Here is a 13,521-nt window from a genome sequence, read left to right as displayed (position 1 = left end):
AGAAGCCGATCAACCGAGTAGCCGCGAGGTGGCCGACCGGCTGGGGACCGTCGCGGTGGCCGTGGAGTACCGGTTGGCGCCCGAACATCCCTTCCCGACACCCCTGGAGGACTGCTACGCGGCGCTGCGCTGGCTGGCCCGGCAGCCAGGGGTCGACCCCGAACGCATCGCCATCGGCGGAGACAGCGCGGGCGGCGGGCTGGCAGCCGCGCTGGCGCTGCTGGCCAAGGAACGCGGTGAGGTTCACCCGGTGCTGCAAGTGCTGTCCTATCCCATGCTGGACGACCGGACCGCCACGCGCACCGACATCGATCCGCGCCAACTGCGCATGTGGAGCCAGGACAACAACCGGTTCGGGTGGGGCGCATACCTCGGCTCGCAGGCTCGGCACGAGGTCCCGCCACTGGCGGCCCCAGCCCGTTACGAGGACCTCTCGGGCCTGCCCGCCACCTGGATCGGCGTCGGCACCCACGACCTGTTCCACGACGAGGTCGTCACCTTCGCCGACCGACTGCGGCAGGCCGGGGTGGCGACCACCCTGGAAGTTGTGCCCGGCGCCTATCACGGCTTCGACGTGCTGGAGAAGAAAGCCGAGGTCTCGCGTTCCTACCGACAGGCGCAGTTGAGCGCGCTGGACGCAGCGGTGAACGGCGACACGATGCAGACCTGACCTCGTGATCGAGATGACCCTGAGCTGGCCACGCTGGTGAACGTCCGCAAAGGACGGATCCATACGTGTCGTGCGACATGATCGATGCCTGGACCGCTCCCGGCGACGGCGAGGTCTACTGCACGGGCACCCGAACACGGTCTTGGGAGAAGGACCGGCAGAACCCCTGCGGCTGGGCCGCGTTACAGGGCACCCCAGAACGGCCCGCAGCCGTTTATGGGAAATTGGTCCGGCGTACGCCCGCTGCGCGGTGCGAACCGAACCAGCACGGAGGTAGGCGTGGCGATTGATCATCGGCTTTCGGTGCGGTGGAAGTCCTCCGTGGCGATCCTGCTGACCGCCGTCGCTGTGCTGGTCGCCGGGTGCGGCGGGAGTGGTGGCGGGGGAGACCGTTTGACGACACCGGCCGCACAGCAGGCCGCGCCGAAGAACGGGACCGGTGTGTTGCGCACCGACATCGAACCGTTGACCAAGCGGTTCACCGCGCTCGGTTCGTCGTTCCAGGCGAAGTGGATGTCGGGCACCTACGGAGATCCGCGCAATCCCGGCCCATCCCTCTACTGGATCGACGCCGTCGTCATCCTGGACCAGGCGAAGGTCGCCGAGCTGATCTCGGCCTACGCGCCAACCGCCGCCCCAGGCATTCCCGCCGTGGTGGACGGCTTGAAGCCAAATCTCCCGTCCGGGCCGTTCCACACGAGCACCGCGTTGGACGAGGCGTTCAGTCAGAACGTCTGGGACTCACATGCCTACCTGGACCCCAAGACCAACGCCTTGGTGCTGGTGGCGCAAGGAACGTAGGACGTCGCAACAGCACCGCACCGCAAGCAGCGCCTCCTAGGGCGGGCGGGGTTACTCCTCCCGCAACGGTTCGAGGCGGCGTGCGGCGCGGAACTTCTCAAGCAAGTCCCAGGAAACTCCCGGATCGAAGGCCATCTGCTGCCGCGCGAGGGCGAGGAGTTCCGGCTCGCCATCCAAGACACTGTGCAGTCGCTCCTCGGTCAGTTCATCGGTGAACACCTCGCAGATCGTCGCGCAGAACAACACGTACGTGGCAACCTGGCGACGCAGCGCGGTGACCGGATCATCGCCTTCGCCCGGTTGGACCCGGGCTGCCAAACCGCCGAGTTCGGCGTGCTCTGCCAGGCTCGGGAGCGCCACCAGATCGAAGATGAGGCTGGTGCGCTCGGGCGAGGAGTCGAGATTCCGTGCGGCGCCTGTGAAAGCGTGCGCCTTGCGGTCCAACTCCAGCCGTACCAGGTCCCAGACGACCGCGCTGAGCGTCGGCTCGGCGCCGCTGCTTCGGTCGGCTGCGGCGAGGTCGAGCAGTTCGATCACGCAACGCCGCAAGTCTCGGGGCAACCCACCTGACAAGCAGTGGCACAGGACGATGAACTGCTCAGGCAGTCCGATGATGCGCGGGCGAATCCAGTTGCGGGTGTCGTCGAGGGTGAAGTTGTCCATCCGAATCATCTCGGAGAACGCGCTGTCGAACGCATCGCGGGCGGGAATGCCGCGGCGTTCGAAGGCGATGATGGCATCGTCGGACACCGAAACCAGGAAGAGGCAGCCAGGTACGTCGAAGATGCCCTTGATATCGTTGATCAGTTCCTGCGCCTTTTCCGGTTCGGCGATCTTGTCCAGCTCGTCGATCGCGATGACGAGTCGTTCGTTCACCTCGGCCTGCCGTAATCGTTCAACCGCGTACTCGGCGAACCTGCGGAACTCGTCGACGGCTTCTGGATAGGTGAGCTGTTGCTCAGCGCTCTGGTTCGAGCGGGACCAACCGGCTTCACTCTTCAACGGCAGCGTGAGCTTGCCGGACCAGCCGGTGGTGTAGGTCTGCAGGAAGCGAATGCGGCGGAGCTGCTTTCCGGCCACTGCTCGCAGCTCCAGAAGGAGCGGGTTCCGCGGTTTTCGCAGTATCTGGATGACGCCGACCACGCCATCACGCGCTGTGCGCAACACCAGCCCCACGATGTCCAAAGCCAGCTTCAACCCCACCAGACCGGCAAGAACGAGGACCGCGATCCGCCAGCCGTTGAGGTCGGCGAAGATCGTGGGCAGCTCGCTCACGAACGCGACCGGTGACCTGCCCCAGGCCCAACTGCCCAGCAGCGTGATTGCGATGACGACGAGTCCCCTGGCCAGCAGCGAGCGGACCGCGCCCAGCGTTCGTTCCCGTCGGAGGACCGGGAAGGCCATCCGAGTGAACGCCGACCATCGATCGAATTCCCGCTTGGTGGCCGGTTCGTGGCGCGTCCGGGTGATGACTTCTCGACACAGCAAGGCGTGCAGATACAGCACGAAGTCCCTCGCATCGTAACGAGCGGGCGCCGAGGCGATCACAGCCAACGGCGGCGTCTGGTCCGGGTCGCCGAGCACACCGGCCGCCACGTACCGAATCGCAGTGGTCTTACCGACACCGCGATGCCCCGCCAGAGCTATCGCGCCGGTGCGAGAACGGGCGACTGAGGCGCGCAAGCGGGCTGCTGCGTTCGTGATTACCGGCGATCCGGCCGGAGCGTCGACGTCCAGGTCCTGAACCGCGCGAAAGGACAACATCGTGCTGTAGTGCGGTTTTCGCTTGTTCGCGATGAACTCTGCTACTGCGGGCCGGACAACCTCGTCAAGGGCGTGCACACGCCACAACTCGGCAGGAAATTCATCCGGGGTCTCGAAGGCGCGATCAACAACGCGGTCGAGCAGCTGGCGCAGTGGACGGACGTGACGGTACGCCATCCGGATGACCAGCAGCAGCACCGCGATGTACCCGACCACTCTGAGTGCGACGACCATGCCGGGAAGGTTCGGCCACACCTGGTTCAGCAACATCTGATAGCCGAGCTGACTGCCGAATGCCAGCACGAGCCACGCGAAATCCGCCGCAGTGAGATTCGAGATCCGCTCGTACGGGTCGACCACGAATGTCCTCGTGGTGTCCGGAACACCCGGTCCCCAGAAGGCCGCCTGACCGGCCGCTAGCTTCAACTTCTCGATCAGTTCGGTGTCGGAACGCAGAACCGCCATGGCGTCTTCGGCTGTGATGTGCTCTGCGGCAAGAGCGTTGAGAAGTTCCTCGTCCCGCAACGCTCGCGCGACGAGTACGGGGACTTCACCTTGAAAGTCAAGCTCCATGAGAGACGAGGCTAGGTGATCTTCCCCGGGGTTCGGGTTGATACAGGGCAATCCACCGTCGCCGCTCGCGGATACCGCACGCGCCCTGGAATCCGGCTCCGAACGGCACCACCAACGCCTTGGGCTTCCCTCGCCGACTCGTACCAGCAGTCGACCGGCCAGGAAACCAGCGGCTGGTCGGGTGCGGCCGCGCTGGAGTACCTGAAGACCGGCGCGGAGCTGGTGGGCGGGATCGCCGGACTCGGCGAGGCGACCATCGCGTTGGGCGAAGCGACCTCCGGTGCGGGCGAGGCGGTCGCGAGCACCCTCCAGGAGGTCACGAGGTTGGTCAACGAGGCCACCGGCAAGATCATCTTGATCCTGAACCAGGCTCGCGGCGGCGCAAGCGACCTTCGGCGCGAGCGTCGCGGCCGCGATCCCGCAAGCCGTGCGGGTTGCCGCGGAATACGGCGGGCAGATCATCGGGCACCTGCAGAAACTGCTGTCCAGCGCGCAGAACCTAAAAGCCACCGGCACGATTACGCGGAATGGCCGCTTGCTGTTTTGGTCTAGACCGGACCATGATTTGTTGCCCATGCCAACAAAACACTACGGTCGGTGGTGACCTGATGTCCACACGGCTCCTCCCCAGACGATTCCGATCCGTCCTGCTCATCACAGCGACGGCCGCCGCGGCGCTCGGCATCCCGATAACCGCCCCAGCCGCCGGAACCCCACGGCCAGCGGCGACATCCGATGCCGGGACCGCGGCCGTCACGTTCGCCGACGAGTTCAACCAACCGGCGGGCACCCCGGTCGACACCTCCAAGTGGCAGATGGAGACCGGCGACAACGTCAACAACCACGAACGGCAGTACTACACGAACAGCACCAGCAACGCGGTGCACGACGGCCAGGGCAACCTGGTGATCACCGCCAGGCGGGAGAACCCGAACAACTACCAGTGCTGGTACGGCCCGTGCGAGTACACCTCCGCCAGGCTCAACACGGCCGGTCGGTTCACCCAGACCTACGGCAGCTACGAAGCCCGCATCAAGATCTCCCGCGGGCAGGGCATGTGGCCCGCCTTCTGGATGCTCGGCAACGACATCGGCAACGTCGGCTGGCCGCAGAGCGGCGAGATCGACGTGATGGAGAACGTCGGGTTCGAACCGTCCACAGTGCACGGAACGATCCACGGTCCCGGTTACTCCGGCAGCGACGCCATCGGCGCTGGGTACTCGATCCCCGGCGCGTTCGCCGATGACTTCCACGTCTTCCGCGTCGACTGGTCGCCGGACAGGATCGTCTGGTCGGTCGACGGGAACATCTACCAGACCAGGACCCCCGCCGACCTCGGCGGGCGCGAGTGGGTGTTCAACAAGCCGTTCTTCCTGATCCTCAACCTGGCGGTCGGCGGCTACTGGCCGGGCGACCCGGACGGCAGCACCCCGTTCCCCAACACGATCACCGTCGACTACGTCCGCGTCACCAACGACAGCCGCTGAAACGGCCTGATCACTGGCAACGACGGGAAGTGCGTCGATGCGGCGGGCGCGATCCGCGGCAACGGCGCACTTCTGGCGCGGTGTGCGGCCTCCGATCAGGGGTGGCGGCCCGCAAGGACGCAGAACTCGTTGCCCTCCGGGTCGGCAAGACAGACCCAGCTCTCATCGCCGGTTTGGCCGACGTCGGCGTGTCGAGCACCCAGGTCGAGCAGGCGACGGACCTCTTCGTCTTGCTCCCCGTCGGTTGGGTTGACGTCGAGGTGGAGCCTGTTCTTGACGGTCTTGCCCTCGGGCACGTGCGCGAATGTCAACGTCGGTGGCACCGGGCCAGGGCGGTTCTTGCCTTCAGGCACCAAAGGGGAACCAATTGTGACAATTCCGTCGTCTTCGTCTTGCACCTCGTAGTCGAGGACCGCGCACCAGAACCGGGCGAGACCGTGGGGATCGGCGCAGTCGATCGCAAGCTCGGTGAACTTACTGGTCATATCAGGACCTCCCAGTCACGTAGCGGGTCCGCCACACGCTAATCGCAGTGTTCGACGGCGAGGTAAGCCGCGCCTGGCCAGACCAGCTCGGGCTGAGCCTGTCGGGCACAGCAGTCACACCGAAAGATCGACACTCCCGGCCTTCGGTGGTGGGCGCGGGATCCAGCGGTTCAGCGCCGCGGCTCCGGCGAACCCGACGGTGCCCATCATCAGGATGGCCGGGGCCAGCCCGCCGAGTGCGGTGACAGCCGCGATCAGGAACGGACCCGCACCGTTGCCCATGTCGGCGCAGAGTCTGAAGGCCCCGAGGAATTGCGCGCGCCCGACCGGGGGAGAGGCGTCCGCGCCGAGGGTCATGACGATGCCGCTGCCTAGCCCGTTGCCAACACCCATGAGTATCGCGACGCAGGCCAACGCGACGATTTCGTGGGTGAGCGGGAGTAGGAGGTGCGCGGTCCCCAGGATGAGCATCGACGGGACCGCCACCCACTTCCGGCCGTACCGGTCCATCACGAAACCGGCGGGGTAGAACAGCAGGGTCTCGACAGCGCCCGACAGGCCGAAGATGAGACTCGTCGTCGCCGCGTCGAGCCCCACGTGCTGCGCCCAGAGCGGGACCACCACCTGACGGGATGCCCGGACCGCGCCGAGCAGGAGCGCGCCGGTGCCGAGCGTGCGCAGGATCGGCAGGTGTGCGCGGATGACACCGAGCGTGGTCGGAGGTGCTGATGCCCGGACGGTTCCGGGGCCGGACGGCCGGAGCTGCTCGGGCTCCGGCAGCCGGAGCAGCACGACGGCCGCGAGCAGTACCGCGACGAGGTGCACCCAGTAGGCCCCGTCGGTGCCGAGGACGCCCATCGCCGCGGCGCCCAGGAAGGGCCCGACGAACATGCCGATCCGCTGGAAGCCGCCGAGCGTCGACAGCGCTCGCGCTCGCAACTGCAGCGGTACGGCGTCGCTGAGATAAGCCTGCCGGGCCAGGGCCCAGACGGACGACGCCAGCCCGGTCGTCCCGATCGCCAGTGCCAGGGCCCAAACGGCCGGCGCGGTGAGACAGGCGAGCAGTGCCACCGAAGCGAGCCCCGAGGCCAGCAGCATGGCCTTGCGTTCCCCGATTCGCGCGGTCAGCGCACCTGCGGGGATGTCGCCCACCACCAGTCCCAGTCCGGTGGCCGCGACCACCAGGCTCGCCGTCGCCACGGAGGCGCCGAGGTCTCGCGCGGACAGCGCCACGACCGGAGCGATCGCACCCTGCCCGATGCCGAAGAGCAACGTGGGCAGGAAGACCGAGGGTCCGATGGACCACAGGTTCGCCGGTGTCGACGTGCTCACCGGGCTGACGCCGAAGCCCGCGCCGTGCAGCGATCGCGCTCCTCGGGCGTCGCGCCGAGCAGTTCGGACACCGACCACGCGGCGGCGGAGACCTCCGGGCCGAGCTGTTCCATCCGGTTCAGCGGCATCCGCATCTCCGGGCCCGAGATGCTGAGGCAACCGACGACGCGAGCGCTGAAGTCGAAGATCGGGGCCGCCACCGTCCGGATTCCCGGGGTCCGCTCGGACATCGACATGGCGAAGCCGCGAACCCGGGTCTCGGCGAGTTGCGCGGCCAGCGTCTCGGGGTCGGTGATGGTCTGCGGGGTGATCTGTTGGATCGGTTCGGCCAGCACCGCGATCTGCTGGTCCCAGGGCAGGAAGGCCAGCAGCACCTTGCCGGGCGCGCCCTGCGGCAGCGGCACCGGCATGCCGAACTCCGTGTAGGTCCGGCGCAGTTCGTGGTGGCTCTCCGCCTGCTCGACCACGACCCGTTGCGCGGATGGCAGCAGTTCGTGCACCGCTGCGGTTTCCTCGTGGACGTCGCGAAGCCCGCGCAGCACCGGCATCGCCGCGTCCCGCAGCGTGTCCGGAATCCCGCCGCTGCGCGCGAGTTGCACGACCAGCGGCCCCAGCGCGTAACGCCGGTCGGCGGTCTGGCGCACCAACCCGTTGTCCTGCATCGCGAGCAGCAGGCGGTGCACCGTGCTGGTCGAGAGCCCGGTGCGGCGGGCGAGGTCGCTGATGCCCAGATCGGGGCGGCGAACGTCGAAGCACCGGAGGATCGCGACTGCGCGGTCGATGGACTGAACCGAGCTGCGGTCTGAGCGATGCGGGGTCGCGCCAGATGTCATTCAAACGCCTCCGTGTTTCCGATCTGTTGCATCGAATCATTGACCATGCGGCGTCGACCGTCCTACTCTTCCTGCTTTGCGGCATAGTATCCCACAAAGCGGGAAAGTGAGATTCGATGCTCCCTCTGGACGGTTTTCGCATCCTCGATCTGACGCGCTTCCTCTCCGGCCCCTACTGCACGATGGTGCTCGCCGAACTCGGCGCAGACGTGATCAAGTTCGAACAGCCGATCAGCGGGGACGACTCGCGCCGGATGTCGCCCAAGGTGAACGGCGAGAGCTACCCGTTCACGATGCCCAACCGCAGCAAGCGGAGCGTTTCCCTGGACCTGAAGACCGATCGGGGCCGGGAGATCTTCGTCGAGTTGGTTCGGGACGCCGATGTGGTGATCGAGAACTTCCGGCCCGGCGTGGCGCAGCGCCTCGGGATCGGCTACGAGGCGTTGCGGGCGGTCAAGCCCGACCTGATCTACTGCTCGATCAGCGGTTTCGGGCAGACCGGCCCCTACAAGACCCGGCCCGGCTTCGACATCATGGCGCAGGGCACCGTCGGCTTCCTGCGCATGACGGGCGCGCCGGACGGACAACCGGCCAAGGTCGGCATCGCCATCAACGACCTGGCCGCCGGTGCCACGGCGATCTACTCGATCCTCGGCGCGCACCTGCTGCGGCAGCGCTCGGGCCAGGGGCAGTACATCGATATTTCCCTGGTCGACGCCGCGTTGGCCTGGACCGTGTGGGAATCCGGCGCCTTCTTCGGCGGTGGTGAGGTGCCCCAGCCGACCGGCACCCGGCACCGCCGCTCAACGCCGTACCAGGCCTACCGGACCGCCGACGGCTACGTCACCATCGGCGCCGCGAACGATCGGCTGTGGAAACGACTCGTGATCGAGGTGCTCGACCGTCCGGACTGGCTTGAGGACCCGCGATTCCGCACCCTGCCCGACCGGATGGCCAACATCGACGAACTGGAGCACGAGATCGAGGCGATCACCAGCACCCGCACCACCGACGAGTGGATCGCGGTGCTGGACGAGGCTGGCGTTCCAGGTGGGCAAGTGCTGACCTACGACCAAGCGCTCGTCGATCCGCACGTAAGGGCGCGCGACATGATCGTCGAACTGGAGCACCCGATCATCGGCCCGATGCGCACCATCGGCCCGCCCGTGAAGTTCAGCGACCTCGACTTCGCCGTCCGCGGCCCGGCGCCCTGGCTCGGACAGCACACCGCCGAGGTGCTCGCGGAGAGCGGGATGAGCCAGGAATCGATCGACGAGCTGTTCGCCGAAGGCGTCCTGTTCGACGCCCACCCCGACCTGCCGAGGAGCTGAGAGATGACCGAGGACATCGTCGTCGAGCACGATGGTGCTGTCGCCACCATGACCCTGAACCGGCCGAAGAGCCACAACGCCATCACCCTCGGCATGTACGAGGCGATCCCGGACGTGATCGAGGCGGTGGCGAAGGACCCCGAGATCAAAGTGCTGGTGCTGCGCGGTGCTGGTGAGCGGTCCTTCGCCTCGGGCGCCGACATCAGCGAGTTCCGCGAGGTCCGCGGCGATGCGCGCAGCGCCAGGTCCTACAACGAGCGGGTCGCCGCCGCGGAGCGCGCCATCGAAGGCTTGGCGAAGCCCACCATCGCGATGATCCACGGCTATTGCATCGGCGGTGGGACGGGTCTCGCCCTGGCCTGCGACCTCCGGTTCGCCGACGACCGGGTGCGGATGGCGATCACCCCGTCGAAGCTCGGCCTGGTCTACAGCCTCGAATCCACCAAGCGGGTCGTGGACCTGGTCGGCCCGTCGAGGGCCAAGTGGATCCTGATGTCCGGTCAGCAGATGCAGGGGCAGAAGGTCCTCGAACTCGGCCTCGTCGACGAGCTGACCACGCCCGATGAGCTCGCCGGGATGACGTACGACTTCGCGCACCTGATCGCCAGCCGTGCCCAGTTCAGCGTGCGGAGCGCGAAGACGATCGTCGGGCGCGTGCTCACCGGCCAGGTGGCGGACGACGAGTTCACCACGCAGCTGCGCAACTCTTCGTTCGACACGGCGGACTACGCCGAAGGCGTGGCGGCGTTCCTCGGCAAGCGCGCCCCCGAATTCACCTGGTCCTGACGTGGCTTGCCGATTCGCCTCGTCCACCGGGTCGCGGTACCGCCTCGACGTCCCCACCCCGGAGGTGCAGGCCGCAGGCCCAACCCTGGCATGACCGACCGCTCGGACAGACCGATCAGGTTTCCCAACCGTGGAGGAAGGGTTCGACATGCGTAAGGGAATAGCACTCCTCGCCGCTCTGGCGGTCGCAGCGTGGCTGACCGCTTGCGGGACAGCCGAGAACTCCAACGAAACCGCCGCGAACTACCCCTCGGACGACTTGGACTGGACGGTCGCCTTCGGTCCGGGCGGTGGCAACGACATCATGGCCCGCACGATGGTCGACATCATCAACGAGAAGGGGCTGTACCCCGGCGGGAAGATCGTGGTGCAGAACCGCGAGGGCGGCAGCGGTGCCACCGGCTGGGGCTACCTGAGCAGGCAGGAAGGCAGCGGCTACGCGATCTCCACCACCTCGGGATCGTTCATCACCACCCCGTTGCAGGCCAACACCGGTTGGACGCCGAAGGACTTCACCCCGGTGGGCCTGTTCGCCACGGACGACACGTTGTTCATCGTCCCCGGCACGAGCCCGATCACCTCGTGGCAGCAGTGGGTCGACTTCGCCAAGCGGAAGGGGACCGTCGCGGTCGGCGGCATCGGCACCGTGAACGTGGACTTCATCATCCACGCGATCCTCGCGGACACGGCTGGCTACCAGATCGACTACGTGCCCTTCAACGAGGAGGGCCAGATGCAGACGGCACTGCTGTCCGGCGCACTGGACGGCATGGTCTCGAACCCCGGCTCGATATTGGGCCAGGTGAAGGCGAACGCCGTCCGCCCGTTGCTGTTCAGCGGGAAGCAGCCGCTGCCAGCGCTGCCCGAGGTGCCCACCGGGGAGTCGCTCGGGTTCGCGGGCCTGCCCTCGATGCCGCGTGGGCTCATCCTCCCGCCGGAGGCGCCGCAATTCGCGCAGGAGTGGTGGATCAACACCATGAAGGCAGTGGTCGCGACGCCGGAGTGGCAGGAGTACCTGAAGTCGAACTACCTCACCGAAGACCTGCGTTGGGGTGCGGACTTCGGCACGTTCCTGACCACGACCTCCGACGAGTTCAGGCGGATCCTCACCGAGAAGGGCGTGCTGTGACCGAGCGGGCCAAACCAGCGCTGCGGGCCACGGCGCTGACGGTCTTCCTCGGGCTGCTCGTGGTGGTCATGGTCGGCTACACCCTGATGGCCATGGAGATGCAGTGGCGGACCGCGGCCGGCCGGATCGGCCCCGGATTCTTCCCGCGCATCATCGGATTCAGCACGATCGCGCTCTGCGTGGTCGCCGCGGTGCGGAGCCTGCGGCCCGGTGAGGAAGACGACGGCGCGGGCGCCACGTCAGGTCGCCATCCCCAGGCGCTGCTGGTGTTCGTCGGCGCGGGCGTCGTCTTCGTCCTGGCACTGCTCCCGCTGGGCGCGATCGCAGCTTCGGGGATCTTCCTGCTGGCGACGCTGTCGTTGCTGGACCGGGGCCACCCGATCCGCAACATCGCGGTCGCCGTGCTGCTGCCGGTCGGCCTGTACCTGCTGTTCCAGGTCGCGCTCAACGCTGGCCTACCCAGCGGCATCCTGCCCGCTTTCTAAGAACCTGCCTTCGAACTCAAGAACAAGATCAAAGAAGGGCACTTAGACCCGGATCAGGGGGCACGACGTGGATGTCTTCAACGATCTCGGCCAGGGGATCCTCGCGATCCTGTCGATCCAGAACATCCTGCTGCTCGCCGCCGGTGTGCTGATCGGCATGGTTGTCGGCGTGATGCCCGGGCTGGGGCCGTCGGCGGGCCTGGCGATCCTGCTGCCGATGACGTTCGGCCTGGACCCGGTCGGCGGCATCATCATGCTGGCCGCCGTCTACTACGGCGCCATGTACGGCGGCACGATCACCTCGGTGCTGATCAACACCCCTGGTGAGTCGGCCACCGTGGCCAGCACGTTCGACGGCTACCCGCTGGCCAAGCGAGGTCGGGCCGGAGCCGCCCTGGTGATGGCGGCCGTCGCGTCGTTCGTCGCCGGGACCATCGGTGCGGTGCTGATCAGCGTCGCGGCTCCGGTGACCGCGTCCGTGGCGTCGAGCTTCGGTCCGCCCGAACTCTTCCTGGTCGTGGTCGCGGGTCTGCTCACCCTGATCGTCGTGGTGGGCAAGAACCGGCTCCGCGGCGCCATCTCGGCGCTGCTCGGCTTCGGGATCGCCACCGTCGGTGTCGACGTCGGCGGTGGGGAGCAGCGGTACACCTTCGGCTCCTCCGACCTGATCAACGGCATCGACTTCATCCCCGTCGCCATCGGGCTGTTCGGCCTCGGCGAGATCTTCTACAGCCTCTACCGCGGCGGACACCTGGAGAAGCTCGGTTACTTCAACGTCAGCGCTCGCTCCAAGGGGTTCTGGCCCACCAGGTCCGAGGCGCGGGAATCCACCGCGCCGATGCTGCGCGGCTCGATCCTCGGGTTCTTCGTCGGCACCTCGCCCGGCTCCGGTGCGACCGTGGCGTCGCTGATGTCCTACAGCCTGGAGAAGTCGCTGTCCAAGACACCGGAGAAGTTCGGCAAGGGTGCGATGGCCGGACTGGTGGGTCCGGAGGCCGCCAACAACGGGGCCTCGGCCGGGGCGATGGTGCCGCTGCTGACCCTGGGCCTGCCCGGTTCCGCCGCCACCGCGGTGCTGCTGGGCGGGTTCCTGATCTGGGGCCTGCAGCCCGGACCCCTGCTGATGGAGCAGAACCCGGAGTTCGCGTGGGGTCTGATCGCCAGCATGTACCTGGGCAACGTGATGCTGTTGCTGATCAACATCTTCTGCATCCCGGCGTTCGCGAGCATCGCCCGGGTGCCCTTCCGGGTGCTCGCGCCGGTGATCGTCGTGCTGTGCGTGCTGGGCACGTTCACCGTGAACGGCAGCATCATCGAGGTCGGCATCATGCTCGCCTGCGGGGTGCTCGGGTTCTTCATGCGGGTCTTCGGCTTCCCGGTCGCCGGTCTCGTGATCGCCCTGGTCCTCGGCCCGCTGGCGGAGGAGACGTTGCGGCAGACGATGATCATCTCCCGCGGCAGCTTCGACATCTTCGTCACGCGCGGTGCGTCGCAGGCGCTGCTGGCCGTGATCGTCCTGCTGCTGCTCATCCCGCTGCTGCCGATGCTCCGCAGAACCCTGGCGCGACGCCGCGCGCAGGCGCGGGGCGACTCCGCGGACGACCGCAGCCGGACCCAGGTATGACGTCGGCCGACGGTTCACATCGTCCACTGTGGACGCGGGCCGCGCCGTCGCCGGTGAACTGGCTGCCGGGCGGTCGGGGCCACCCGCCGTGAGGCGGCCCCGACCGCGCTCGTCGCCCACGGCGGCGGCCGGACCGAGGTGGTCACCCGGCTCACCGCGGGCGAACCGTTCTCGGCGGTGGTGCCGACCTAGCCGTCGCTTCAGCGCGTCGTACTGATCGA

13 protein-coding genes are annotated in these 13,521 nt (G+C 67.4%); 9 read left to right on the top strand and 4 right to left on the bottom strand.

The annotated features are described in order from the left end of the window. The first annotated feature begins 28 nt into the window (after positions 1 to 28). Together ACTWQN_RS03065 and ACTWQN_RS03060 are read left to right on the top strand one after the other, a co-directional pair. On the top strand, positions 29 to 670 hold the full coding sequence (locus ACTWQN_RS03065; RefSeq protein WP_443201757.1) for an alpha/beta hydrolase: 642 nt from the start codon (positions 29 to 31) through the stop codon (positions 668 to 670). Between the two features lie 279 nt (positions 671 to 949). Further along, positions 950 to 1,471, top strand: a complete 522-nt coding sequence (locus ACTWQN_RS03060; protein ID WP_443201756.1) for a hypothetical protein — start codon at positions 950 to 952, stop codon at positions 1,469 to 1,471. 51 nt (positions 1,472 to 1,522) lie between these two features. On the opposite strand, the gene ACTWQN_RS03055 is transcribed toward ACTWQN_RS03060, so the two are convergent. Then, positions 1,523 to 3,760, bottom strand: coding sequence for a P-loop NTPase fold protein (locus ACTWQN_RS03055; protein ID WP_443201755.1), 2,238 nt, complete (start codon positions 3,758 to 3,760; stop codon positions 1,523 to 1,525). A 63-nt stretch (positions 3,761 to 3,823) separates the two neighbouring features. Between ACTWQN_RS03055 and ACTWQN_RS03050 the strand changes: the two genes are divergently transcribed. Both ACTWQN_RS03050 and ACTWQN_RS03045 read left to right on the top strand, forming a co-directional pair. After that, a complete protein-coding gene (locus ACTWQN_RS03050) occupies positions 3,824 to 4,360 on the top strand; it encodes a hypothetical protein (RefSeq protein WP_443201754.1) in 537 nt (178 codons plus the stop codon). A 56-nt stretch (positions 4,361 to 4,416) separates the two neighbouring features. Further along, the gene (locus ACTWQN_RS03045) at positions 4,417 to 5,295 is read left to right on the top strand and encodes a glycoside hydrolase family 16 protein (RefSeq protein ID WP_443201753.1); all 879 of its coding nucleotides are present in this window, start codon (positions 4,417 to 4,419) and stop codon (positions 5,293 to 5,295) included. Positions 5,296 to 5,390: 95 nt separating this feature from the next. On the opposite strand, the gene ACTWQN_RS03040 is transcribed toward ACTWQN_RS03045, so the two are convergent. The 3 genes from ACTWQN_RS03040 to ACTWQN_RS03030 form a co-directional block, all read right to left on the bottom strand. Beyond that, on the bottom strand, positions 5,391 to 5,780 hold the full coding sequence (locus ACTWQN_RS03040; protein WP_443201752.1) for a VOC family protein: 390 nt from the start codon (positions 5,778 to 5,780) through the stop codon (positions 5,391 to 5,393). A gap of 114 nt (positions 5,781 to 5,894) precedes the next feature. Beyond that, the gene (locus ACTWQN_RS03035) at positions 5,895 to 7,112 is read right to left on the bottom strand and encodes an MFS transporter (protein ID WP_443201751.1); all 1,218 of its coding nucleotides are present in this window, start codon (positions 7,110 to 7,112) and stop codon (positions 5,895 to 5,897) included. Continuing rightward, a complete protein-coding gene (locus ACTWQN_RS03030; RefSeq protein ID WP_443201750.1) occupies positions 7,109 to 7,945 on the bottom strand; it encodes an IclR family transcriptional regulator in 837 nt (278 codons plus the stop codon). Before ACTWQN_RS03030 ends, ACTWQN_RS03035 begins: the two co-directional genes overlap by 4 nt. A gap of 116 nt (positions 7,946 to 8,061) precedes the next feature. On the opposite strand from ACTWQN_RS03030, the gene ACTWQN_RS03025 reads away from it, so the two are divergent. The 5 genes from ACTWQN_RS03025 (at position 8,062) to ACTWQN_RS03005 (ending at position 13,300) form a co-directional block, all read left to right on the top strand. Next, the gene (locus tag ACTWQN_RS03025; protein ID WP_443201749.1) at positions 8,062 to 9,276 is read left to right on the top strand and encodes a CaiB/BaiF CoA transferase family protein; all 1,215 of its coding nucleotides are present in this window, start codon (positions 8,062 to 8,064) and stop codon (positions 9,274 to 9,276) included. Between the two features lie 3 nt (positions 9,277 to 9,279). After that, positions 9,280 to 10,062, top strand: coding sequence for an enoyl-CoA hydratase-related protein (locus ACTWQN_RS03020; RefSeq protein ID WP_443201748.1), 783 nt, complete (start codon positions 9,280 to 9,282; stop codon positions 10,060 to 10,062). A gap of 148 nt (positions 10,063 to 10,210) precedes the next feature. Continuing rightward, a complete protein-coding gene (locus ACTWQN_RS03015) occupies positions 10,211 to 11,191 on the top strand; it encodes a Bug family tripartite tricarboxylate transporter substrate binding protein (RefSeq protein ID WP_443201747.1) in 981 nt (326 codons plus the stop codon). Continuing rightward, positions 11,188 to 11,676 carry a tripartite tricarboxylate transporter TctB family protein gene (locus ACTWQN_RS03010; protein WP_443201746.1) on the top strand — a complete coding sequence of 163 codons (489 nt, stop codon included), beginning with the start codon at positions 11,188 to 11,190 and terminating at the stop codon, positions 11,674 to 11,676. The genes ACTWQN_RS03015 and ACTWQN_RS03010 overlap by 4 nt, the downstream gene beginning before the upstream one ends. Before the next feature lie 67 nt (positions 11,677 to 11,743). Beyond that, entirely contained in the window at positions 11,744 to 13,300 is a 1,557-nt protein-coding gene (locus ACTWQN_RS03005) for a tripartite tricarboxylate transporter permease (RefSeq protein WP_443201745.1), read from the top strand. Positions 13,301 to 13,521: the final 221 nt, after the last annotated feature.

This window comes from Saccharopolyspora antiqui, assembly GCF_052246905.1.
GTDB lineage: Bacteria > Actinomycetota > Actinomycetes > Mycobacteriales > Pseudonocardiaceae > Saccharopolyspora.
The sequence above is the reverse complement of the archived record's forward strand: the minus strand, read 5'-3'. Positions and strand labels throughout refer to the sequence as shown.

What these genes read in the sequence shown, in the direction of transcription:
- ACTWQN_RS03040 (WP_443201752.1), bottom strand. Translation starts at nt 5,780, where the DNA reads ATGACCAGTAAGTTCACCGAGCTTGCGATCGACTGCGCCGATCCCCAC.
- ACTWQN_RS03015 (WP_443201747.1), top strand. Translation starts at nt 10,211, where the DNA reads ATGCGTAAGGGAATAGCACTCCTCGCCGCTCTGGCGGTCGCAGCGTGG.
- ACTWQN_RS03030 (WP_443201750.1), bottom strand. Translation starts at nt 7,945, where the DNA reads ATGACATCTGGCGCGACCCCGCATCGCTCAGACCGCAGCTCGGTTCAG.
- ACTWQN_RS03045 (WP_443201753.1), top strand. Translation starts at nt 4,417, where the DNA reads ATGTCCACACGGCTCCTCCCCAGACGATTCCGATCCGTCCTGCTCATC.
- ACTWQN_RS03025 (WP_443201749.1), top strand. Translation starts at nt 8,062, where the DNA reads ATGCTCCCTCTGGACGGTTTTCGCATCCTCGATCTGACGCGCTTCCTC.
- ACTWQN_RS03020 (WP_443201748.1), top strand. Translation starts at nt 9,280, where the DNA reads ATGACCGAGGACATCGTCGTCGAGCACGATGGTGCTGTCGCCACCATG.